The sequence below is a fragment of the Methylocystis sp. JR02 genome (genome assembly GCF_030063565.1).
GTDB classification, from domain to species: domain Bacteria; phylum Pseudomonadota; class Alphaproteobacteria; order Rhizobiales; family Beijerinckiaceae; genus Methylocystis; species Methylocystis iwaonis.
Map to the genome: position 1 here is coordinate 2,500,411 of NZ_JASIRC010000001.1, position 22,294 is coordinate 2,522,704.

At 65.0% G+C, this 22,294-nt stretch carries 23 protein-coding genes; 13 read left to right on the forward strand and 10 right to left on the reverse strand.

Annotation, left to right across the window (positions count from 1 at the left end):
* Positions 1-6: 6 nt before the first annotated feature.
* Positions 7-1,149, reverse strand: a complete 1,143-nt coding sequence (locus tag QNA11_RS11955; protein ID WP_202073988.1) for an ABC transporter permease — start codon at positions 1,147-1,149, stop codon at positions 7-9.
* Positions 1,150-1,269: 120 nt separating this feature from the next.
* Between QNA11_RS11955 and dgcA the strand changes: the two genes are divergently transcribed.
* Positions 1,270-2,253, forward strand: coding sequence for an N-acetyl-D-Glu racemase DgcA (gene dgcA, locus QNA11_RS11960; RefSeq protein WP_283483217.1), 984 nt, complete (start codon positions 1,270-1,272; stop codon positions 2,251-2,253).
* On the opposite strand, the gene QNA11_RS11965 is transcribed toward dgcA, so the two are convergent.
* Positions 2,254-2,589 carry a rhodanese-like domain-containing protein gene (locus tag QNA11_RS11965; protein WP_202073990.1) on the reverse strand — a complete coding sequence of 112 codons (336 nt, stop codon included), beginning with the start codon at positions 2,587-2,589 and terminating at the stop codon, positions 2,254-2,256. It lies immediately after the preceding gene.
* Between the two features lie 219 nt (positions 2,590-2,808).
* Between QNA11_RS11965 and QNA11_RS11970 the strand changes: the two genes are divergently transcribed.
* A complete protein-coding gene (locus tag QNA11_RS11970; protein WP_283483218.1) occupies positions 2,809-4,623 on the forward strand; it encodes a putative bifunctional diguanylate cyclase/phosphodiesterase in 1,815 nt (604 codons plus the stop codon).
* A gap of 150 nt (positions 4,624-4,773) precedes the next feature.
* Here QNA11_RS11970 and ppc read toward each other — a convergent pair whose 3' ends face one another.
* Positions 4,774-7,566 carry a phosphoenolpyruvate carboxylase gene (ppc, locus tag QNA11_RS11975; protein WP_283483219.1) on the reverse strand — a complete coding sequence of 931 codons (2,793 nt, stop codon included), beginning with the start codon at positions 7,564-7,566 and terminating at the stop codon, positions 4,774-4,776.
* Positions 7,567-7,851: 285 nt separating this feature from the next.
* Between ppc and QNA11_RS11980 the strand changes: the two genes are divergently transcribed.
* The 3 genes from QNA11_RS11980 to QNA11_RS11990 all read left to right on the forward strand — a co-directional run bounded on the left by QNA11_RS11980 (position 7,852) and on the right by QNA11_RS11990 (position 9,677).
* Complete coding sequence (locus QNA11_RS11980) at positions 7,852-9,066, forward strand: LL-diaminopimelate aminotransferase (RefSeq protein ID WP_283483220.1); 1,215 nt, start codon at positions 7,852-7,854, stop codon at positions 9,064-9,066.
* Positions 9,067-9,189: 123 nt separating this feature from the next.
* Complete coding sequence (locus QNA11_RS11985; protein ID WP_283483221.1) at positions 9,190-9,444, forward strand: type II toxin-antitoxin system HicB family antitoxin; 255 nt, start codon at positions 9,190-9,192, stop codon at positions 9,442-9,444.
* 5 nt (positions 9,445-9,449) lie between these two features.
* Positions 9,450-9,677, forward strand: coding sequence for a type II toxin-antitoxin system HicA family toxin (locus tag QNA11_RS11990; protein ID WP_283483222.1), 228 nt, complete (start codon positions 9,450-9,452; stop codon positions 9,675-9,677).
* A 204-nt stretch (positions 9,678-9,881) separates the two neighbouring features.
* Here QNA11_RS11990 and murA read toward each other — a convergent pair whose 3' ends face one another.
* Both murA and QNA11_RS12000 read right to left on the reverse strand, forming a co-directional pair.
* Complete coding sequence (gene murA, locus QNA11_RS11995) at positions 9,882-11,177, reverse strand: UDP-N-acetylglucosamine 1-carboxyvinyltransferase (RefSeq protein ID WP_283483223.1); 1,296 nt, start codon at positions 11,175-11,177, stop codon at positions 9,882-9,884.
* A gap of 343 nt (positions 11,178-11,520) precedes the next feature.
* Positions 11,521-12,738 (reverse strand): beta-ketoacyl-[acyl-carrier-protein] synthase family protein, encoded by a 1,218-nt coding sequence (locus QNA11_RS12000; protein WP_283483224.1) that lies wholly within the window; start codon positions 12,736-12,738, stop codon positions 11,521-11,523.
* A gap of 217 nt (positions 12,739-12,955) precedes the next feature.
* On the opposite strand from QNA11_RS12000, the gene QNA11_RS12005 reads away from it, so the two are divergent.
* The 6 genes from QNA11_RS12005 to QNA11_RS12030 all read left to right on the forward strand — a co-directional run bounded on the left by QNA11_RS12005 (position 12,956) and on the right by QNA11_RS12030 (position 15,710).
* Positions 12,956-13,576 (forward strand): 50S ribosomal protein L25/general stress protein Ctc, encoded by a 621-nt coding sequence (locus QNA11_RS12005; RefSeq protein WP_202073998.1) that lies wholly within the window; start codon positions 12,956-12,958, stop codon positions 13,574-13,576.
* A 144-nt stretch (positions 13,577-13,720) separates the two neighbouring features.
* Positions 13,721-14,326 carry an aminoacyl-tRNA hydrolase gene (pth, locus tag QNA11_RS12010; protein ID WP_283483225.1) on the forward strand — a complete coding sequence of 202 codons (606 nt, stop codon included), beginning with the start codon at positions 13,721-13,723 and terminating at the stop codon, positions 14,324-14,326.
* Entirely contained in the window at positions 14,323-14,571 is a 249-nt protein-coding gene (locus QNA11_RS12015) for a hypothetical protein (RefSeq protein WP_283483226.1), read from the forward strand. Before pth ends, QNA11_RS12015 begins: the two co-directional genes overlap by 4 nt.
* Positions 14,572-14,691: 120 nt before the next feature.
* The gene (locus tag QNA11_RS12020; protein ID WP_202074001.1) at positions 14,692-15,015 is read left to right on the forward strand and encodes a ComEA family DNA-binding protein; all 324 of its coding nucleotides are present in this window, start codon (positions 14,692-14,694) and stop codon (positions 15,013-15,015) included.
* 139 nt (positions 15,016-15,154) lie between these two features.
* Positions 15,155-15,427: a type II toxin-antitoxin system ParD family antitoxin gene (locus QNA11_RS12025; protein ID WP_283483227.1), complete on the forward strand. Its 273-nt coding sequence runs from the start codon at positions 15,155-15,157 to the stop codon at positions 15,425-15,427.
* Positions 15,428-15,482: 55 nt separating this feature from the next.
* Entirely contained in the window at positions 15,483-15,710 is a 228-nt protein-coding gene (locus QNA11_RS12030; RefSeq protein ID WP_283484208.1) for a type II toxin-antitoxin system RelE/ParE family toxin, read from the forward strand.
* A gap of 94 nt (positions 15,711-15,804) precedes the next feature.
* On the opposite strand, the gene rplA is transcribed toward QNA11_RS12030, so the two are convergent.
* The 3 genes from rplA to QNA11_RS12045 all read right to left on the reverse strand — a co-directional run bounded on the left by rplA (position 15,805) and on the right by QNA11_RS12045 (position 18,188).
* Positions 15,805-16,509: a 50S ribosomal protein L1 gene (rplA, locus tag QNA11_RS12035; protein ID WP_202074004.1), complete on the reverse strand. Its 705-nt coding sequence runs from the start codon at positions 16,507-16,509 to the stop codon at positions 15,805-15,807.
* A gap of 4 nt (positions 16,510-16,513) precedes the next feature.
* The gene (gene rplK, locus QNA11_RS12040; RefSeq protein WP_165052563.1) at positions 16,514-16,960 is read right to left on the reverse strand and encodes a 50S ribosomal protein L11; all 447 of its coding nucleotides are present in this window, start codon (positions 16,958-16,960) and stop codon (positions 16,514-16,516) included.
* 196 nt (positions 16,961-17,156) lie between these two features.
* Positions 17,157-18,188, reverse strand: a complete 1,032-nt coding sequence (locus QNA11_RS12045; protein ID WP_283483228.1) for a helix-turn-helix domain-containing protein — start codon at positions 18,186-18,188, stop codon at positions 17,157-17,159.
* 116 nt (positions 18,189-18,304) lie between these two features.
* On the opposite strand from QNA11_RS12045, the gene QNA11_RS12050 reads away from it, so the two are divergent.
* Positions 18,305-18,721 (forward strand): hypothetical protein, encoded by a 417-nt coding sequence (locus tag QNA11_RS12050; protein ID WP_283483229.1) that lies wholly within the window; start codon positions 18,305-18,307, stop codon positions 18,719-18,721.
* A gap of 26 nt (positions 18,722-18,747) precedes the next feature.
* Here QNA11_RS12050 and nusG read toward each other — a convergent pair whose 3' ends face one another.
* A complete protein-coding gene (gene nusG, locus QNA11_RS12055; RefSeq protein ID WP_165052571.1) occupies positions 18,748-19,278 on the reverse strand; it encodes a transcription termination/antitermination protein NusG in 531 nt (176 codons plus the stop codon).
* 27 nt (positions 19,279-19,305) lie between these two features.
* Positions 19,306-19,497: a preprotein translocase subunit SecE gene (secE, locus tag QNA11_RS12060; protein ID WP_202074007.1), complete on the reverse strand. Its 192-nt coding sequence runs from the start codon at positions 19,495-19,497 to the stop codon at positions 19,306-19,308.
* A 452-nt stretch (positions 19,498-19,949) separates the two neighbouring features.
* Between secE and QNA11_RS12065 the strand changes: the two genes are divergently transcribed.
* Complete coding sequence (locus QNA11_RS12065; protein ID WP_283483230.1) at positions 19,950-22,283, forward strand: ATP-dependent helicase; 2,334 nt, start codon at positions 19,950-19,952, stop codon at positions 22,281-22,283.
* Positions 22,284-22,294: the final 11 nt, after the last annotated feature.

The following is a 22,294-nucleotide window of genomic DNA, read 5'->3' on the forward strand; positions in this document are numbered from 1 at the left end:
GCCCGGCTAATAATGAATCGAGGCGAAAAAGATAGCGAAGAGGCCATCGAGCACGATGACCATGAAAATCGATTTCACCACGGAGGAGGTCACCTGCCGGCCAAGCGATTCGGCGGAGCCCTGCGTCGCCAGCCCGTCGATCATCGCGATCAGCCCGATGACCAGCGCCATGAACGGCGCTTTGATGATTCCGACCATGAAGGTGTTGAACCCGATCGCTTCCTTGAGCAGTGAGGCAAAAGCTGCGGGGCTGATGCCGCCATAGCCCCAGGAAACCAGCATGCCGCCAAAGAGCGCCGACATATCGGCGATGAAGGTCAGGATCGGCAGCGACAGGATGAGCGCCAGCACCCGCGGCGCGACAAGCACTTCGATGACCGAGAGGCCCATGACCCGCAGCGCGTCGATCTCCTCGCGCATTTTCATGGAGCCGATCTCGGCGGTGATGGCCGAGCCCGAGCGGCCCGCGATCATGATGGAGGTGAGCAGGACGCCGAGCTCGCGCAGCACCAATATGCCGATCAGGTCGACGGCGTAGGTTGTCGCGCCAAACCGGATGAGCTGGTAAATGCCCTGCTGCGCGACAATGGCGCCCACGAGAAGATTGATGAGGATAACGATCGGCGCGCTACGCAGACCGATCAGCTCCATATGCGCGACGAGCGACGTCCCACGGAAACGGCGCAGATGCGTCGCGAGATAACCCAGCACCGCGACGAACTCGCCCAGGAAGGCGACGCCCCGGTAGAACTCCTTCAGGCTGTAGACGATGGCGCGGCCGACATCCGACAGAAGCTCCAGCGCGAGCGGGCAAGGCTTGCGCCCCGGCGCTTCGAAATCGCGGTAGGCGGCTTCCTCGAGCAATATGCCGTGCTCGGGGCGCACATGTTCGAGCGCGACGCCGACATTCGATGTTGCGAGCGTGCGACGGGCGCGATTGATCAGCCAGGCGCCGGCGGTGTCGAGCCGAGAGACGCCGGAAAGGTCGATCGTCACGAAGTCGCTGCGGCGGCCGAAATCGACGACCTCCTGCGCTTTGTTCTCGAGCCGCCGGGAGGCTGCGAGGGTCCAATCGCCCGCGAGCGCCAGCCGCGCGCCGCCCTCGCGGGGCGAGACGTCCGGTGGAATCTGGGCGGCGTCGACTGCCATGTGGCCTCGTTCGGAAGGCGATTCAGCCTGAGCTTGCAAATGGTCTTAACTTCGTGACATGCGGTCGACAAGCGCGCAAGCGCACAGCATGAGCCGACCTACGAGCCCCCGGAGACGCCTTTGCGCATCGAGATGACTCTCGCCGTCGAAGCCTATCCCATCGCCGGACGCTTCGTCATCTCGCGCGGCGCCAAGACGCAGGCGCAGGTGGTCACGGCGACGCTGCGCGCCGGCGACGCCATCGGGCGCGGCGAATGCGTCCCCTACGCCCGCTATGGCGAGAGCGTCGAGAGCGTCGTCGCCGCGATCGAACGCGTGCGCGGCGAGATCGAAGCAGGCGCCGACCGCGCCGCCTTGCAGCTTCTGCTGCCAGCGGGCGCGGCGCGCAACGCCGTCGATTGCGCCATGTGGGATCTGGAGGCCAAGCAATCTGGCCGGCCTGCCTCCGCCATCGCGGGCTTCGAGCGCCTCTCGCCGCTCGTCACCGCCTTTACGCTATCGGTCGGAACGCCACAGGAGATGCGCATCGCCGCGCTCAAAGCCGCCGACCGGCCGCTTCTGAAGGTGAAGCTCGACGGCGAGGGGGACGACGCGCGGCTCGCCGCCGTCCGCGAGGGGGCGCCGCATGCGCAGTTGATCGTCGACGCGAATGAGGCGTGGCGCGAGGAGACGCTGGTCGCGCAGCTCGACGCCTGCGCGCGCCATGGCGTCGCGCTGATCGAACAGCCCTTGCCGGCCGGACAGGACGGCATGTTGGCGGAAATCCCCCGGCCGATTCCCATCTGCGCGGATGAAAGCGCCCATGAGACGGCCTCCCTCGAGGCGCTCCGGGGCCGCTACGACGCGGTCAATATCAAGCTCGACAAGACCGGCGGCCTCACCGAGGCCCTGGCCATGGCGCAAGCGGCCCGCCGAATGGGTTTCGAGATCATGGCGGGCTGCATGGTGGGGACGTCGCTCGCCATGGCCCCGGCGATGCTGATCGGCCAGATGGCGGCTTTCGTCGATCTCGATGGGCCATTGCTTCTGGCCAGAGACCGGCAGCCGGGCCTCGTCTACGAGGGCTCGACCATGACGCCGCCGCCCGCCGCGCTGTGGGGATGATTACATTCCCTGCTCGACCGGCTGGCCGGCGTTGAGCCAGGCGAGGATGCCGCCGCCGAAATGGGTGTTGCAGTCCCGCCGGCCGACGAGCCGGGCCTGCTCCATGGCCGAAACCGAACGCCGGCCAGAACGGCAGTAAATGACGACCTTCTGACCCGCGCCCGCGACAGGGAGCTTCGTCGGGTCGAAGCGCGAGAGCGGGTTGAACAGCGCCCCCTTGATATGGCCGGCGGTATATTCGTCGGCCTCCCGGACGTCGACGAGAAGGATCGAGCCGTCGGCGAGACCCGCCTTGAGCGCGTCGAGGCCGATGTCGTTGAAGGGAGAGGCGTTCATGAGCTTCGACTCCAGAGAATTTCAGATCTACGGGACCAATCGCATGCGGGCGGCCCTTCCGTCCAGAGAGGCTGGGCGGCTGGATTTCTTAAGCACAAACCGGGCTATGAGAGCCGGCTGAGGGAATCCGCCTCAAAATTCAGCACAAGCCGCAACGTGGCATTTACGTTTCGAGGCCACAGTGGAGGACCCGAAAACAGCGCCGAAGGTCCGCCAAAAATGCAATTGCGCCATATCGCAAACCGCGGCCTGGAGGCGCCTGCTGCGAACGCCCTTCATTCATCCATTCTCAAAACGCCGCTCGTGACGCGGGAGCTTCCCGCCCCCCCGGTCGCCGCCGCGCCTGTCGCCGGTCCCGACCCGAGGGAGATTTTGTCGTCGATCGGCGAAGTCGTCTATGACTGGGAGATCGGCACGGATCGCCTAACCTGGGGCCCGAATCTCGGCGAAACCCTCGGGCCCATCGCCAGCGAAGCCCTCGACACCGGATTAGGCTATGGCGAGCGCGTCGCGCGTGAAAGCGGCGCCTCCCGCTACGACGCGATCATCCAGTCGGGCAAAACGGACACAGGAGAAGGCGTTCCCTATCAGGTGGTCTACGCCCTCGCCCAACCGCGTGAGCTCGGCCAAGGGCCGCTCGTTTGGGTGGAGGACACCGGCCGCTGGTTCGCCGGCCCGACGGGCAAGCCGGCGCGCGCTTACGGCGTCGTGCGGGTCGTCACCGAACGTCACGAGATGGAGCGCAAGCTCGCGCTGGGCGCGCAGATCGACCCGTTGACGGGCGTTTTGAACCGCGCCCAGCTCGGCGAGCATATCGCCCGCTTCCTCCAGCAGGCGGAACGCTCGCGCAAGCCGTTCGCCGTGCTGCTGGTCGCGTTGGAAAATCTCTTCGCTCTGAACCGCACCTATGGATATGACGCCGGGGACGAGGTCATCGCGAGCCTCGCGCGGCGCCTGCGCGAGAATGTGCGCGCCTGCGACGTGGTGGCCCGCCACGCCGGCAATAAATTCGCTCTCGTGCTCGACAACTGCGACGCCGACGAAACGCTTTTCGCCGCCCAGCGCTTGCTCGATCTCGTCAAAAGCGCGCCCTTCGAGACATCCGCGGGGCCGATTCCCGCCTCGATCCGGATCGGCGGCGTCATCGGGCCGCGCGAGGGGCGAGTCCCCCATGTGCTCTTGCAGCGCGCCGAGGAGGCGCTCGACGTGGCGCGCCAGAACAATGGCAAGCGCTTCGTCGCCTATACGGCGTCGCTCGCGCGCGAGGACGCGCGGTTACGCTCGCTGCAGGTCGCCGACAGTATTGTCTCCGCGCTCAACGAGCGCCGCGTCGACCTCGCATTCCAGCCGATCGTCCACGCCGCGACGGGCGAAGTCGCCTTCCACGAGGCGTTGCTGCGGATACGCCTGCCGGATGGGACCGTGGCGTCCCCCGCGGCGCTGCTGCCTGTCGCGGAAAAGGCCGGGCTTGTGCGTCTGCTCGATCAGCGCGTCATGGAGCTTGCCCTGGAGCGGCTCGCCGCCGACCCTCAACTGCGCGTCTCGGTGAACTGCTCCGTGCTCACCGTGCTCGATCCGGAATGGCCGGAGCGTCTCAAAGCGGCGATCGCGATGAACCCGTCCGTCTCGGACAGGCTGATCGTCGAAATCACCGAAACGAGTCTGATCGAGGATTTCGAGACGACGCGGAACCTCATCGCCGTTTGCAAGGAACTGAACGTCAAAGTCGCTATGGACGATTTCGGCGCGGGGCACACCTCCTTCCGCAATCTGCGGGACCTCGACTTCGACATCGTCAAGATCGACGGCGCCTTCATCCAGAATATCACCAACTCGCAGGACGACCGTTTCTTCGTCCGCACGCTGATCGACCTCGCGCGCCATCTCTCTCTCGAGGTTGTGGCGGAATGGGTGGAGGACGAGTCGACCGCGCGCATCCTGCGCGACTGGGGCGTCGAATATTTTCAGGGCGCGCTTTATGGCCGGGCGGCAGAGCATCCCGCGCTCGACGACAAGCGGACCGTGGCCAAATAGTACGATTTCCGTTTGAATGACGAGCCGCCCGTCATTGCGAGCGAAGCGAAGCAATCCAGGGCCGCTATAGCTGCCCTGGATGGCTTCGTCGCTTCGCTCCTCGCAACGACGGCGGGCGGATAGGATTTCAAGCGATAGCCCGCGGAGGCGTCAGCCCGTGTTGCGCAGGCCGGCCGAGATGCCGTTGATCGACATCAGAATGCCCTCGCGAATCTCGTCGTCGATCATGCCGGCGCGGTGGCGGCGGATCAGCTCGACCTGAATGTAATTGAGCGGGGCGATATAGGGGAAGCGTTGGCGGATGGAGCGCGCCAGCGCCGGGTTGTCGGCAAGCCGCTCCGTCGTGCCCAATATCTGCGTCAGCGCGTCGATCGACCGCGCATGCTCGGCCTCGATCATCGCGAAAATGCGCTGCGCCAGAGCGCGATCCTCGACAAGCTCGGCGTAATGCCGCGCGATCTGGAGATCGGTCTTCGACAGGATCATGTCGATATTGGAGAGCAGCGAGCGGAAGAAGGGCCATTCCGCCGCCATGCGCTGCAACAGCTCGAGACGCGCCTTGTGATCCTGCTCCAGATAAGTCGCGATCGCCGAGCCGAAACCATACCAGCCCGGCAAGGCCACGCGCGCCTGCGCCCAGGAGAAGCTCCAGGGGATCGCGCGCAAATCCTCGATCTTGCGCGACGGCTTTCGCGACGCCGGGCGCGAGCCGATGTTGAGGGAAGCGATTTCGGTGATCGGCGTCGAGGCGAAGAAATACTCCACGAAGCCGTCGGTCTCATAGACGAGGCCGCGATAGGCGGCCATGCCGGATCGCGACAATTCTTCCGCGATCTCCAGAAACTCCGGAGCGGGCGCCTTGTGCTGCGAGAGCAACGTCGCCTCCAAAGTCGCGGCGACGAGCAGCTCCAGATTGACATGGCCGATCTGCGGATTGGCGTATTTCGCCGCGATCACCTCGCCCTGTTCGGTGAGGCGGATCTGGCCGTTCACCGTGCCCGGCGGCTGCGCCAGAATGGCGTCGTAGCTCGGGCCGCCGCCGCGCCCAACCGTTCCGCCGCGCCCATGGAAGAGCCGCATGGCGACATTGGGAATGGAGGCGAAAACGTCAGCGAGCGCGGTCGAGGCGCGATAGAGCTCCCAAATGCTCGTGAGAATGCCGCCGTCTTTATTGGAGTCCGAATAGCCCAGCATGATGTCCTGCTGCGCGCCGGAATTGACGACGAGCCGGTGGATGCCCGGCAGCGCGTAGAATTCGCGCATGATCGGCGCGGCATTGCGCAGATCGCCGATGGTCTCGAACAGCGGCGTGATGATGAGATCGGCCGCCACCGCCTCCGCGTCGCGCGGATCGAGCGTGCCGCGCATCAGCCCGCATTCCTTCTGCAGAAGCAGCACTTCCAGAAGGTCGCTCACGGTTTCCGTGTGGGAGACGATGTAATGGCGGATCGCTTCGTCGCCATAAAGGCGGCGCATCTCGACCGCGCGCTCGAAAATCTCGAGCTCGCTCATCGTGCGGTCGCTGTAGACCCGATCCGGCAAACGCACCGGACGCGGGTCGGAGAGGAGCCGCATGAGAAGCTGCTGCTTCTCGGCCTCGGGCAGCGCGGCGTAATCTTCCGCGACGCGCGCCGCGGCGAGAAGCTCCGAGAGCGTCTCTTCGTGACGGTCCGAGCTTTGGCGAAGGTCCAGCGTCGCGAGATGGAAGCCGAAGACTTCCACGGCGCGGATCAACGGCTCCAGGCGCTGCGAGGCGATCACTTCGCTGTGATGGACGCGCAAGGATTCGTCGATCGTCACGAGATCGGCGAGGAGAGCCCAGCTATTGGCGTAGGGCTCGCCCGGCGCCAGCGCATGACGCATGGCCTGCTGGCCCGTGAGCTTCTCCAGCGTGCCGGCGAGACGCGAATAGACGCCGATCAGCGCACGGCGATAGGGCTCGTTGTCGCGGTGCGGATTATCGTCGCCCGAACGCGCCGCAAGATCCTCGAGCGCCTTGGTCGCGCCGCCATAGCGCCGCGAGATCGACAGCTCGGCGCCGAGCGCATGCACCTCGGCAAGATAGAAGCGCAAGGCGGTCTCGCATTGCATGCGCAGCGCCGTCGAGAGCGAATCTGCCGTGACGTTGGGATTGCCGTCGCGATCGCCGCCGACCCAGGCGCCCATGCGCAGGAAGGGCGGGACGCGCAACCCGTCGAGCTTCGATTCGATATTGCCGTAGAGCCTCGGAATCTCGCGCAGGAAGGTGGAGCGGTAATAGGATAGAGAATTCTCGATCTCGTCACGCACGGTCAGGCGCGACTCGCGCAGAAGCTCGGTCTGCCACAATTGCGTGACGCGGGCGCGCAGCTCCATCTCGTTGCGCGCGCGCTCCTTGCCCTTGAGATGCTCGTGAGCGGCGAGCAGCGTGAAAATGGCGCGCTCCGCGTCGAGCAGGCTTTTGCGCCGCACCTCGGTCGGATGGGCGGTGAGCACGGGCGAAATCCAGCCGCGCGACAGCGCCGAGGCGATTTTGCCGGGGCCGATCGCCGCCTTGCGCAAATGCGAGAACGAGCGCGCGAGACTCGGCTCGTCGAGCGTCCCGCCGTCGGCAAGCGCGCGGGCGCGTTCTTTGAGCGGGTGCAGATCCTCGGCGATATTGGCGAGATGCGAGAAATAGCTGAAGGCGCGAATGACCGACGTCGCCTCCTTGGCCGTGAGCGAACGCAACAAAGCGTCGAGCTTCGCGGCGGCGTCCTGATCCATGTTACGGCTGGCCGCGACGGACAGGCGGCGGATGGTCTCGATACGCTCGAAGGCCTCGTCGCCCTCGTGCTCGCGCACGGCGTCGCCGAGCAGGCGCCCGAGGAGGCGGATATCCTCGTCGAGCGGCTTTTCGGTCTTCGCCTCCGGCTCGACCAGGTTCTTTGCCGGAGCTTCCTTGCTCTGTGCGTCGAGCTGCATGATTTACCCTTGAAACGAAACGCCCCACCCCGGGGATCGCTGCTGCTATAGCAGGCCCTGCGCCAGTTTTCGACGTGCACGGAAAGAGACAGTCTTTCAGACAGATGAACGCAACGGCCGATTTCCACAAGAACTTGTGCCGCCAGGCTCCAGGCGATTCGCGCGCCGCTCTTTCTCCGCCGCCGGAACCCGGGCTCTCGGGCGCGTAAAAAGCGCCCCCTCCCGCACGCCGCCCAAATCGGCTAAACTCTTCCTCTCGCGACCTTCCCCCGGAACAAAGACAGAATGTCGGATTTTTATCGCATCAAGCGCCTGCCTCCTTATGTCTTCGAGCAAGTGAACCGGCTGAAGGCCAAAGCCCGCGCCGGCGGCGCCGACATCATCGACATGGGCATGGGCAATCCCGACCTGCCCGCCCCCAAGCATGTCGTCGACAAGCTCGTCGAGACCGCCGGCAAGGCGCGCACAGATCGTTATTCCGCCTCCAAGGGCATTGCCGGCCTGCGCCGGGCGCAAGCCGCCTATTATGCGCGCCGCTTCAATGTGAAGCTCGACCCCGAGACGCAGATCGTGGCGACGCTGGGCTCCAAGGAAGGCTTCGCCAATATGGCGCAGGCGATCACCGCGCCGGGCGATGTGGTGCTGGTGCCGAATCCCTCCTATCCGATCCACGCCTTCGGCTTTCTGATGGCGGGCGGCGTCATCCGCTCCGTGCCCTCGGCGCCGACGCCGGAATATTTTCCGGCGCTGGAGCGCGCCATGGCGCATTCGATCCCCAAGCCCATCGCGGTGATCGTCTGCTATCCGTCGAATCCGACGGCGGAAGTCGCCTCGCTCGACTTCTACAAAGATCTTGTCGCCTTCGCGAAGAAGCACGAGATTTTCATTCTCTCCGACCTCGCTTATGCGGAAGTCTATTTCGACGACGATCCGCCGCCCTCCGTGCTGCAGGCGCCGGGCGCAATCGACGTGACCGCCGAATTCACGTCCATGTCGAAGACCTTCTCCATGGCCGGCTGGCGCATGGGCTTCGCTGTCGGGAACGAGCGGCTCTGCGCGGCGCTGGCGCGCGTGAAGAGCTATCTCGACTATGGCGCCTTCACGCCTGTTCAGGTGGCGGCGACGGCGGCGCTCAACGGCCCCGACGATTGCATCAAGGAGATGCGCGCCATCTACAAGAAGCGCCGCGACGTGATGGTCGAGAGCTTCGCCCAGGCGGGCTGGCCGATCCCTGCGCCGAGCGCGTCGATGTTCGCCTGGGCGCCGGTGCCGGAGCGTTTCCGCGCCATGTCGAGCCTGGAGTTCTCGAAGCTCCTCATTGAGAAGGCAGACGTCGCCGTCGCACCCGGCGAGGGCTTCGGCGAACATGGCGAAGGCTATCTGCGGCTGGCGCTGGTCGAGAACGAGCAACGAATTCGCCAGGCGGCGCGCAACCTGCGCCGGTTCTTCGACTCGGCGGATCAGCTGCACAATGTCGTGCCGCTCGCGGCGCGGGGGTGATTGAAGGCTGCGCGCCTGAAGGCTCGCGGTCCCACCGCTTGGACCGCGCACCTTCAGGCGCGCAGACCCGGAAGAGTCGAGCCTTCACTCCCTTCTAGCGGTCGAACCTGCTAGATTGAGCACATGCTCAAAACGCTCTCATACCCCCTCTCGATCGAGCCTTGTAGCGACGAAGGCGGTTATCTGGCTGTTTTCCCAACGCTTCCTGGCTGCCAGACGTGGGGGGAGACCTATGAATCCGCTGTGCGCAACGCCGAGGAGGCGCTGGCGGTTTACATAGAGACGCTTGCGGCCAATGGGGACCCGATTCCGGAAACTGGCCAGATCGACCGGCCGGTGACGCTTGGCGTCATGGTTCGCGCCGACATCGCCGCCTGAGGCCAATGACGCCGCGCCTTCCGAGCCTCGACGCCAAAGAGGTCGACAGGGCGCTCGAAAGAGCGGGCTTCGTCTTCCAGCGCCAGAAAGGCAGCCACGCCACCTATCGCCATCCGGAGACAAAGCGCACCACCGTCGTCCCGATGCATAGCGGCGATATCAAGAGGCCGTTGCTGAAGTTGATAATCGAACAAACAGGAATGACCGAGGAAGAGTTCAGGTCATTGCTCTGAGGCGGTGGATGAGAATCCGGTGAGGCCGCCGCGAGAATGTCGCGCTTGCTCTGGATTCCCGGTCAGGCTTTCAGCCTGCCGGGAATGACATCCCTACCTTGGCCGAGCGACCGTCATTGCGAGGAGCGTCAGCGACGAAGCAATCCAGCGCGGCGCTCACGGCTCTGGATTACTGCGCTTCGCTCGCAATGACGGAGATGCGTCCTACCCCTGCCCGCTGACGCGCTCGATCTGCGCGCCGCAGCCGGAGAGCTTCTTCTCCAGCCGCTCGAAGCCGCGATCGAGGTGATAGACGCGATTGATCGTCGTCTCGCCGCGCGCGGCAAGCGCCGCGATGACGAGCGACACAGAGGCGCGAAGGTCGGTCGCCATCACGGGCGCGCCCTCGAGATGGTCGGCGCCCGTCACGATCGCCGTATCCCCTTCGAGCTTGATGCGCGCGCCGAGACGCGCAAGCTCCTGCACATGCATGAAGCGGTTCTCGAAGATCGTCTCGCGGATGCGCGACGTTCCCTGGGCGCGGGTCATCAGCGCCATGAACTGCGCCTGCAAATCCGTCGGGAAGGCCGGGAAAGGCGCCGTCTCCACGTCGACCGGGGAAATGCCCGCCCCGTTGCGATAGACGCGCAAGCCCTCATTCGTCTCGGTGATCGTTGCGCCTGATTCGCTGAGCGCATCGAGCGCCGCCTGCAGGCTGTCGGCGCGCGCGCCCGCGAGCAGCACGTCACCGCCGGTCATCGCCACAGCCATGGCGTAAGTGCCGGTCTCGATCCGATCCGGCATCACGGCGTGGCGCGCGCCGCCAAGGGACGTCACGCCCTCGATCTCGATCGTCGAGGTTCCTGCGCCACTGATGCGCGCGCCCATTTTGATAAGGCATTCTGCGAGATCAACGATCTCCGGCTCACGCGCGGCGTTGCGCAGCACGGTTGTTCCGCGCGCGAGCGAGGCCGCCATCAACGCCGTATGGGTGCCGCCGACCGTGACCTTCGAAAAGTCGATCTCTGCGCCGACAAGCCCGTCCTTGGCCTTGCCGACCACATAGCCGTTTTCGATCTCGATATTGGCGCCGAGCTTTTCCAGCGCCATCAGCAGAAGATCGACCGGCCGCGTGCCAATGGCGCAGCCGCCCGGCAGCGATACGCGGCATTCGCCCATGCGGGCAAGCAGCGGCGCGAAGACCCAGAAGCTCGCCCGCATGCGCGACACGAGCTCATAGGGCGCGGTCACGTCGACGATGTCGCGCGCTGTGAAATGCACCGTGCGGCCGGAATTTTCCGTGTCGGTCGCGCGCTTGCCGGAGATGGTAAAATCGACGCCGTGATTGCCGAGAATGCGCTCGAGCTGCGTGACGTCCGCAAGCTGCGGCATATTTTCGAGCGTCAGCGTTTCCTTGGTGAGGAGCGAGGCGATCATCAGCGGCAGCGCGGCGTTCTTAGCGCCGGAAATCGGAATGACGCCGTTCAAGGGCGCGCCGCCGGTGATTTTGATCTTATCCATTAATCCTCGCTATCGCTTTTTTGCGCGGCCGCCTTCTGCGCCCGCTCGCGAGCTTTGCGGCGCGCCAAATTGGCGCGGAGCGCCGCGGAAAGCGCGGCGGCGTTCTTCTTGGTTCCGGCTTTGCCAGTTTTCGAGCCGGAATCCGCCTCTTTTGGGGCGCGGTCGGGCTCTTTCCCCTGTTCCGTCATCGCTCGTCAACCATGATAGAAAGCAAGGGCCTTCCTAGGCCTTTGCGGCAGGGGTGGCAAGCGCGGCGGCGCGGGAGCAGGGCGGCCTGGACCGCGAGCCTTCAGGCTCGCCTTTTGCCTGCGAGCCTGAAGGCTCGCGGTCCAGGCCGCCCGGTTTACATCGCCCTCACGGCCAGCGTCCCGTTGATCCCCCCGAAAGCAAAGGAATTCGAGAGCGCCACACGGATCGGCATTTTGCGCGCCTCATTGGGGATGGCGTCGACCGGACATTTGGGGTCCGCTTCCACGAAGTTGATCGTCGGCGGCGCAACCTGGTCTCGCAGCGCGCTGATCGTCACGCAAAGCTCCAGACCGCCCGAGGCGCCCAGCGCATGGCCGTGGATCGGCTTGGTCGAGGAAACCGGCGGCGGCCGGTCGCCGAAGACGGCGCGCATGGCTTCCGACTCGGTGATGTCATTGGCGTAGGTCGCCGTGCCATGCGCGTTGAGATAATCGACCGCCGAAGGCTCCAGCCCGGCGCTCTCCAACGCCAGCCGCATGCAGCGCGCCGGTCCTTCGACATCGGCGCGCAGCGGGTCGAAAGCGTCGCTCGTCGCGCCATAGCCGGCAAGCTCGCACAGCGGCGTCGCGCCGCGCGCCTGCGCCGACTCCAGCGTCTCCAGAATGAACACGGCGGCCCCTTCCCCCAGCGTCATGCCGTTGCGCTTGGCCGAGAAGGGCCGGCAGAAATCCGGGGTGAGCACCCGCAGCGCCTCCCAGGCGCGCATGGAGCCGTTGATGACGCAGGCCTCGGCGCCGCCGGCGACGGCGCGATCGGCGCGGCCGGCCCGCAGCATCTCAAACGCCTCGCCGATGGCCTGAGTCGCCGAAGAGCAGGCGGAGGCAAGCGCGAAGGTCGGACCTTTGGCGCCGTAGCGCATGCCGAGCGTCGTCGGCGCGGCGCTGGGAATGAGGCGCGGCACGGCGAGCGTCTCGGGGCGCACGCCCTCGGCATACTCATGGTAGGAGGTGTCGTCGATCGTATGGGCCCCGCCGATCCCAGTGCCGATGACGACCGCGGTGCGCGGCCCGCCGATCTCCTTGCGCGCAAAGCCCGCCTGGGCGACCGCCTCATCGGCGGCGACGATGGCGTATTGGGTGAAAGGATCGCAATAAGGCAGCAGCTCTGGCTCGATGCGCGACGAGGGATCGAAGTCCGGAACCTGCGCCGCAATCTTGATGCGCCCCTGATAGGGCCTAGCGAGCTTGAGCGCCCGGACGCAGGACACGCCGCCGCGCGCCGCCGCCCATAAGGCCGACGCCCCGACGCCCGCTGCCGAGACGGCGCCCATGCCGGTAACGACGACCCGGCGGCGCGATTGGTTTATTGTCATGAAGCCTGATCCCCCCGTAGCCCCCTGTTGTGGTCCCGCCCTCAACTACGCAATATCAATCCTGTTAAAGGTGGTCGGCGATTCGACGCAAGCGAGGCGTTGACGCATCCGCCTTGCCTCAACCGCGCCCCTCCCCTATAAGCTCCCGCTCAGCGCCTGCGTTTCCGACACCCCTGGAGGCCAGCGGCGCTTTTTCTTTTTCTAAAGGACACCGAAAATGGCCGAGATGAAAACGCTCGCGGCCACGGTGCGCAGCGGGACCGGCAAGGGGGCCGCCCGCAGCGTTCGCCGTGAGGGCCGTATTCCAGCAGTGCTCTATGGCGGCGGCGAAGCGCCTCTACCGCTGTCGCTCGACAAGAAGGTCACGACCCAGCTGATCTTCGCGGGCCACTTCCTCACGACGATCTTCGAACTCGAGATCGACGGCAAGAAGGAGCGGGCGATTCCGCGCGACTACCAGCTCGACGTCGTGCGCGACTTCCCGATCCACGTGGATTTCCTGCGCCTGAAGCCCGGCTCGCGCCTCAAGGTGAACGTGCCGGTCCACTTCATCAACCAGGAAACGTCGCCTGGTCTGAAGCGCGGCGGCTCGCTCAACATCGTGTATCACGCGGTGGAGATGTACGTGCCGGCTGACAACATCCCGGAGGCGATCGTCGCCGATCTCGCCGGCATGGACTTCAACGATTCGCTGGGCATGTCGCAGATTCCGCTGCCCGAGGGCTGCAAGCCCACGAATCCGGACAAGAACTTCACCGTGGCGAGCCTCGCCCCGCCGGCCGGCGGCGGAGAGGAAGCGGCTCCGGCCGCCGCCGCGCCCGCCAAGGGCAAGAAGTAATTACGACAAATCCCCTCTCCCGCGCGCGGGAGAGGGTGGCCCTCGCATCAGCGAGGGTCGGGTGAGGGTAATTCATCCGACGCGCCTTCCGCGCGACGCCTTCTCCCGCAAGCGGGAGAAGGGGAGAGCGTTAGGACCAATCCCATGCTGCTCTTCGTCGGCCTCGGCAACCCCGGCCGCCAATACGCCAGAAACCGCCACAACATCGGCTTCATGGCGCTCGAAGCCATCGCCCGTCGCCACGGCTTTGCGACCGCCCGCGCCCGCTTCCAGGGCCTCGTGAGCGAAGGCAATATCGGCGGCGAGAAGGTGCTGCTGCTCCAGCCCCAGACCTATATGAACGAGAGCGGCCGCTCAGTGGGCGAGGCCGCGCGCTTCCACAAGATCCCCGTGGGCGACATTGTCGTATTCCACGACGAGCTGGACCTCGCGCCGGCCAAATGCCGCATCAAGATCGGTGGCGGCGTCGCCGGCCACAATGGGCTGCGCTCCATCACCGCCCATGTCGGCAATGACTACAAGCGGGTGCGCATGGGCATCGGCCATCCCGGCGATAAGGCGCTGGTGCATGGCTATGTGCTGAACGACTTCGGCAAAAGCGAGGAGCCCTGGGTCGAGGCGCTCTGCGACGCCATCGCCGACAATGCGCCGCTGCTCGTCAAAGGCGACGACAACGGACTGCAAAGCAAGCTGCATCTCGCCCTGGAGGCCAAGGGCTTCGACGCGGTAAAGCGGGTCGGCGAAAAATGAGCCTTCGGCTGGTCGCGCTGCTGACGGTTTTCATCGTCCCCGCCGCCGTCGCGCAGACGCCGCCCGCTGCGCCCGACACGGCCACGCCGTCCCATGCCACGCAAAAACCCGTGCCCGTATTCGGCGACGATCACCCCGAGTGCGGGGAATGGAGCGACGGCTGCATTGTCTGCACGCGCGAGGGTTGCTCGCTGCCCGGCATCGCCTGCGTGCCGAAAGACCCCGCCTGCCGCAAAACCAAGTAACGGCCATCGAGACCACTTTGTTAAACGGCGGCTGAACGGCGCCCTCAGCGGCTGTTCAGCCGGTTTGAACGAAACTCCAATCCATCGAGACACGATCTCGATCACCAGGAGTTTCAAGCGATGATCCGCAATCTTCTTCTCGCCGCCGCCCTCCTCGCCGCCGCCCCGGCCCTCGCCGAAGCGCCGGTCGCCAAGCCCACGACGCCCGCCCCGGTCGCGACCATGACTCAGGCGCCCTCCGCCAAAATGGCGGCCGAAGCCCAGCGCCTGGATCTCAATACCGCGACCGTCCAGCAGCTCTCCGAGGTGAAGGGCTTCAACAAGACGATCGCCGAAGCCATCGTGAAGGCGCGCCCGTTCAAGCAGGTCGACGAGCTGGCGGCGAAGAAGATCGTCACCGGCGAGGTTCTCACCCAGGTAAAGGACCAGTTGATCGTCCGCTGAGAAAGATGCTGAGGAAGCGCCCGCCGGATCGGCGGGCGTTTTCTCGTTTGGGACGCGAGAGCACCCCGGATTGCGCTGCACGGGACGTCGAAAGCGGTGGTAATTTTCCCTACCATCACAGCAAGGAGAGAACTGTGCGATGGGCAGGGTCGAAAGGATCAGCGTGGCCGTGACGGCGGAAATGGCGGCAATGATGAGAGAGGCTGTCGAAACGGGCGAATACGCCTCGGCCAGTGAGCTGATGCGCGAAGCGCTGCGGGACTGGAAGCTGCGCCGCCAGCAGCGCGAGCAGGCGATTGGCGAATTACGGCGGCTATGGGATGAAGGGATAGAAAGCGGTCCTCCGAACGAAGGCGAGGAGGCTTTCGCCCGGCTGAGGGCGGACCTCTCGCCTAAGTTCTCTCAGAAATGAGTTTCAAGCTTCGGCCTCAGGCCGAGCGCGATATCGAAGAAATCCCGTTTCATACATTGCCGAGGACAGTCCCTCGGCGGCGCTTCGATGGTTTGAGGGTGTTCATCACACCTGCCAGCGTCTTGCTGAAATGCCGAAGATGGGCGTCGCCCGCCTTGAAATCCGGCCTGACCTGCGTGTCTTCGCCTCCGGCAACTATCCCCTGGCTTATCGTGAAGTTGATGACGGCGTGGAGATTATGCGCGTTCTCCACGGCGCGGGGAAATGGCAGGAGCTCCTATAGCCGAGGCCTCCAAGCTCCTGATCTGCGCCACAACAGAAAAACGAAAAGCCGGCAGGTATCCCTGCCGGCTTTTCTCTAATCGGGTAATGAGCCCTTACGCCCCGGTGGCGCCGAGCGTTGCGACGTCCACCTTCACGCCCGGACCCTGGGTCGAGCTGATGGCGACGCGCTGGATATAGGTGCCCTTGGCGCCCTGCGGCTTGGCCTTGGCGACCGCGTCCACAAAGGCCTTGATGTTCTCGACGAGCTTGCCCTCGTCGAAAGAGGCCTTGCCCACCGTGCCCTGCACGATGCCGGCCTTCTCCACGCGGAACTCGACCGCGCCGCCCTTGGAGGCCTTCACCGCCCCGGCGACGTCCATGGTCACCGTGCCGACCTTCGGGTTCGGCATCATGCCGCGCGGGCCGAGCACCTTACCGAGACGGCCGACGAGCGGCATCATGTCCGGGGTGGCGATGCAGCGATCGAAATCGATCTGACCGCCCTGCACCGTGGTCACCAGATCCTCGGCGCCTACCACATCGGCGCCGGCGGCCTTGGCCTCATCCGCCTTGGCGCCGCGCGCGAAGACGGCGACGCGCAGAACGCGGCCCGTGCCATTCGGCAGATTGACCACGCCGCGAACCATCTGGTCGGCGTGCTTGGGGTCGACGCCGAGGTTCATGGCGATCTCGACCGATTCGTCGAACTTGGCCGTGGCGCGGCTGCGCACGAGCTTTACAGCGTCGTCGACCCCGTAGAGCTTGGTGCGCTCGATGCCCTCGCGGGCCTTGGCGATGCGTTTTCCGATATGCGCCATGATCTTACTCCACCACCTCGAGGCCCATCGCGCGGGCGGAGCCGGCGATCATCGACATTGCGGATTCGATCGACGCGCAGTTGAGATCGACGATCTTCTTCTCTGCGATCTCGCGAATCTGCGCCTGCGTCACCTTGCCGACGACGTTACGGCCAGGAGTCTTCGAGCCCGAGGCCGGCTTCTTGCCGATCTTGAGGCCAACGGCCTTCTTCAGAAAGAAGGAGACCGGCGGCTGCTTCATCTCGAAGGTGAAGGAGCGGTCCTGATAGGCGGTGATGATGACGGGGATCGGCGTCCCCTTCTCCATCTGCGCCGTCTTGGCGTTGAACGCCTTGCAGAACTCCATGATGTTCAGACCGCGCTGACCGAGCGCGGGACCAATCGGCGGCGAGGGGTTCGCCGCGCCGGCCGGCACTTGCAGCTTTATGTAGCCGGCAATTTTCTTCGCCATTTGCTTTCTCCAACGAATGACGACGCCGCGCGCTGACGCACGCGGGCCATCGGTTGCAGTCCGTGGTCCGATCCGTTCTCCCCGATGGCGTCAGGGCGGACCCGCCACGTCGGTTTTCGTCCCCTGTCAGAGGAACGAAAAAAGCCCTCGGAGGGAGGGCTGGCGGTCTTATAGCGAACTGGCGCGGGAAGGCAAATCATTTCGCGCGCGGCGCAACGCTCCCCTCCGCGCTCGGGAGCGACGCCGCTCGCGTTTCTCGTGGGCTTTCGCCAAATCTCGCCCGAAACGCGCGGCTGAAATGCGCCGCGTCGCGAAAACCAAAATTGTCCGAGATCCGGGCGATGGAAACATGCGTGAAAGCGGGATCGGCAAGCTGTTGGCGCGCCGCCTCCAGGCGCGCCCGCCGAATATGGCCGGAGAGCGTCGCGCCGTCCTGCTGAAACAGCTCCTGAAGCCTGCGCTCGGATAATCCGACGGCCGTGGCGACCATTCTCCCGCTCAAAGGGTCACGATGAAGATTCCCGGCAATAAAGGCCTTGGCCCGGCGCAAGGTCAGCGCCGCGCCAGCCGGCTGCGCATGGCCATATGTGACGGCAAGGCCCGCGGAAACGATTTCGAGACCCGCCGCGACGAGCCGGCGCGCGCTCATCGGGTCGAGCGCCGGCAGCCGCGGGACGAGGTCCTTCCAGTAATTCGCCGCCAACCCGCCGGGAGCGGATGCGGACGACAAAGGCGCCGCGACGAAAGGACGAAGATCGCCGAGCGCCGCTTCGACGCTCGCACGGTCGGCGGTCACGACAATAGCGCGGGTGCGCGCCGCGACCTCTAACCGATAGGGGCTCACGCTTTCATAAAGGCAGAGATCGCCGGGCCCAAGGCGCGCGACGCGGTCGCGCTGAGAGATGCGGCATTCCCCCGAGAGAATGAGGGTAAGCAAGGCCGTCTCCGTCGACGCGCGGCGAATACGTTCCGCCGTGCGATCCAGGCGTTGGAACGCCGCGTCGACAAGGGTGAGCGACCCGTCCTGAAATGGATGAACCGTCATCGAGCCCGTGAAGGCCTCGCGGACCGGCGCGTCGGTTGGAGCGCGCATGTCGACATCGACGAGATGATCGCCGACGGCGTCCCGCCACCGCCGCAACCGCTGCTCCAGCGAAAGGCCAGGCAAATCGAAGCGTAGATCGCTCGCTTCCATCGATACACCGCAGGAGTTCGAGGGCTGCGACATGAACCGTCGCTTCGCGCCTCCGGTCAAGTCTTTCCGCGCGTCCATGCAAGCTGGCCGCTGCGAAAGGGGCCATACTGCAGACCTAGCTCAGCCACCCAGTTCGGAAAGGAACTTACATGCCGCTTGCCGTTTTTGCCCTCAGCGCCTCAGCCTGTCTCTTCGTCGCGCTCATCGAAGCATGGCTGCTCCTCATTACGGCGAAAGGAAGCGGCGCGGCGTCCCGCTGGATTCCAAATATCAAAGACCTGCTGAAATCGCACATCGACTATCTAATGATGGCGCTATTCTTATTTGCCTTTTTCGGACTGTTCCGCCTGCTTGCGATCGTCCCCCCGGGATGGGTCGTCGCGAGCGCCTGTTTCGGGGCCTTTTTCAACCCAGCGGGCTTTCTCGTCTGCGCGCTCCGGCCCAGCTATGTCGCGTCGCCGCCCGGCGCGTTCCTCGCCTGGATGTTGCTGAGCTGCGTCGCGACCACAGTCGGCTTCGCATCCGCAGGATGGATGATTGCGGCGGCGGCCTTGGCCACGATCTGACGCAGCTCCGCGCGGGGCCGGCAGCGTCAGACTTTCTCGACCTGCCCGAATTCCAGCTCGACAGGCGTCGGGCGGCCGAAGATCGAGACCGCCACCTTGAGGCGCGAACGGGCCTCGTCGACTTCCTCGACCAGGCCGTTGAAGGAGGCAAAGGGACCGTCCGCGACGCGCACCGTCTCGCCGACCTCGAAGCTGATCGTCGCCTTGGGACGTTCGACGCCCTCGGCGACCTGGCCCTTGATCCGCATCGCCTCGTCTTCGGAGATGGGCATGGGCTTGTTGTCGGCGCCGAGAAAGCCAGTGACCTTCGGCGTGTTCTTGATGAGCGAGAACACCGGGTCCGTCAGATTGCACTTCACCAGCACATAGCCGGGGAAGAACTTGCGCTCGGTCGACACCTTACGCCCGCGGCGCACCTCGACGACCTGCTCGGTCGGCACGAGGATTTCCTCGAAAGCCTCGGCCAGGCCCCGCTGCGCCGCGCCTTCGCGGATCGACTCAGCGACCTTCTTCTCGAAGTTCGAATAGGCGTGGACGATATACCAGCGCATGGCCATGGGGGGCGCTCAGCTCCTATAAAAGAATTATTGGCCGGCCTGCAGCAGCACGCCGACGCCGAAGCGCAGGGCGGAATCGACCACGACGAAGAAAAGGCTCGCGAACAGCACCATGAGGATCACGAGCCCGGTCGTGATCATCGTCTCGCGGCGGGTCGGCCAAGTGACCTTGTTCGCCTCGGTGCGCACTTCCTGCAGGAACGTAAACGGGTTGACCATTCGCTTGCCTGACTTGCCTGTGGCGCCGCAAAAGAACGCGCGCCGTAAAACAGTCGCGGCGCGGGACCTTCCGGCCACGCGCCACGTTAGAGGGCCTTATAGCGGGTCGGGGGCTGATCGCCAAGAGGGAAATGAATCCTAAGCTTGGCAGCGTGACTCCTTCTCCCGCCTGCGGGAGAAGGTGGCCCGGCGAAGCCGGGTCGGATGAGGGCGAACCAGACGCGAGACGGCGCGGGGTGAGCCCGATTAGGCTGTCCGCCAGCTTCGCCAAGCCGTTGCCTCAGAGTTGCCCCCACCTTCCGATCTTCTCATAACGCAAGTCCCGCCCTCATCCGACCCTCGCTGACGCGAGGGCCACCTTCTCCCGCCTGCGGGAGAAGGAGATTCCCTTGTTCGTGATTCGCCTTCCGTTCTCCTATATGCTCGTCTGAGGAATCAGAAGGAGCAAAGGGTTGACCGATTTCGACGATTACGCGCCGCAAGCCGGCGGGCTCGCCGCCCGCGCGGCCGCGGCGGCGCAACGGCCGCGCTATCTCGACGGTCTCAACCCCGAGCAGCGCGCCGCGGTCGAAACGCTCGACGGCCCCGTGCTCGTCCTTGCCGGCGCCGGCACCGGCAAGACCCGCGCGCTCACCACGCGCATCGCCCATATTATGGCGCTTGGTCAGGCGCGCGCCTATGAGATCCTCGCCGTCACCTTCACCAACAAGGCGGCGCGCGAGATGCGCGAGCGCGTCGAAATGCTCGTCGGCGACGGCGCGCAGGCCATGCAATGGCTCGGCACCTTCCACGCCATCAGCGCCAAAATTCTGCGCCGCCATGCCGAGCTTGTGGGGCTCAAGCCCAATTTCACCATTCTCAACACGGACGACCAGATCCGCCTGCTCAAGCAGGTGCTGCAGGCCGAAAACATCGACGACAAGCGCTGGCCCGCCCGCGCGCTCGCCATGCGCATCGACGGCTGGAAGAATCGCGGCCTTCTGCCGGCGCAAGTTCCGGCGGGCGAGGCCGAGAGTTTCGCCAATGGCAAAGGCGGCGCGCTTTACGCGCTCTATCAGGAGCGCCTCAAAATCCTCAACGCCGTCGATTTCGGCGATCTGCTGCTCGAGACGCTGCGGCTCTTTCGCGAGAACCCCGACGTGCTCGCGGATTACCAGAAGCGCTTCAAATATATTCTCGTCGACGAATATCAGGACACCAATGTCGCGCAATATCTCTGGCTGCGGCTCATCTCGCAGGGGCGCCGCAATGTCTGTTGCGTCGGCGACGACGATCAGAGCGTCTATGGCTGGCGCGGCGCGGAAGTCGAAAACATCCTGCGCTTCGAGCAGGACTTCCCCGGCGCCAAGATCGTGCGGCTCGAACGCAATTACCGCTCGACCGGGCACATCCTCGCCGCCGCCTCACATCTGATCGCGCACAATGAAGGCCGCCTCGGCAAGACGCTGTTCACCGATGGCGAAGAGGGCGAGAAGCCGACGCTCACCGGCGTCTGGGACAGCCAGGAGGAAGCGCGCGTCATTGGCGAGGATATCGAGCAATTGCAGCGCAAGGGCCATTCGCTCGAAGAGATCGCCATTCTCGTGCGCGCCTCCTTCCAGATGCGCGAATTCGAAGAGCGCTTCGTCGAGATCGGCCTGCCCTATCGCATCATCGGCGGCCCGCGCTTCTATGAGCGCGCCGAAATCCGCGACGCGCTCGCTTATCTGCGCTGCGTTGCACAGCCTTCCGACGATCTCGCTTTCGAGCGCATCATCAATACGCCCAAGCGCGGCCTCGGCGACGCAACGGTGCAACTGCTGCATGAATATGGACGGCGCGAGCGCATTCCGCTGATGCAGGCGGCGCGTTTTCTCGTCGAGACGGAGGAGCTGAAGCCCAAGCCGCGCGGCGTGCTGAAAAGCCTCGTGGCCGATTTCGAGCGCTGGCGCAGTCTGATCGATTCGAAGCCCCAGCACGAGCTTGCGGAAATGGTGCTGGATGAATCGGGCTACACGCAAATGTGGCGCGATGACAAGACGCCGGAAGCCGCCGGCAGGCTTGAAAACCTAAAAGAGCTCGTGCGCGCGATGGAGGAATTTCCCGACCTCGCCGCCTTTCTGGAGCATGTCTCGCTCGTCATGGAAACCGAGGAAAGCAAGGAGCAGGCGCGCGTCTCTGTGATGACGCTGCACGCCGCGAAGGGCCTCGAATTCGAGACGGTCTATCTCCCCGGCTGGGAGGAAGGGCTCTTTCCGCATCAGCGTTCGCTCGACGAGCAGGGCCGCGCGGGGCTCGAAGAAGAGCGCCGCCTCGCCTATGTTGGCGTCACGCGCGCGAAACGCCGGGCGCGCATATTTTTCGCGAGCAACCGCCGCATTCGCGGATTGTGGCAGCCCACCGTGCCGTCGCGCTTCGTCGATAATCTGCCCTCGGACCACGTCGAAGTGGTCGAGGCGCCGAGCGCCTCGCAATATGGCGGCTATGCGGTCTCGCGCTTCGCCAATCTCGATGTCTATGGCTCCGATTATTCGACGCCAGGCTGGAAGCGCGCCAAGGCAGGCGCCGCAACGCCGCGCGCCGAGCCGATGCGCGAGTCGCGCCCGCGCGCGAAGCAGCCGATGACGATCGAGGGCGAGGTCGTCGCCCGCTCATCGACCAATGCGCGATACGGCGCGGGGTCGCGGGTGTTTCATTTGAAGTTTGGGCCGGGCACGGTCGCGGCAGTCGACGGGAACAAGTGCACGGTGGATTTTGATAAGGCCGGGCGGAAGATGGTGTTGGAGAGTTTTCTGCAACGAGATTAGCTGGAAATGGA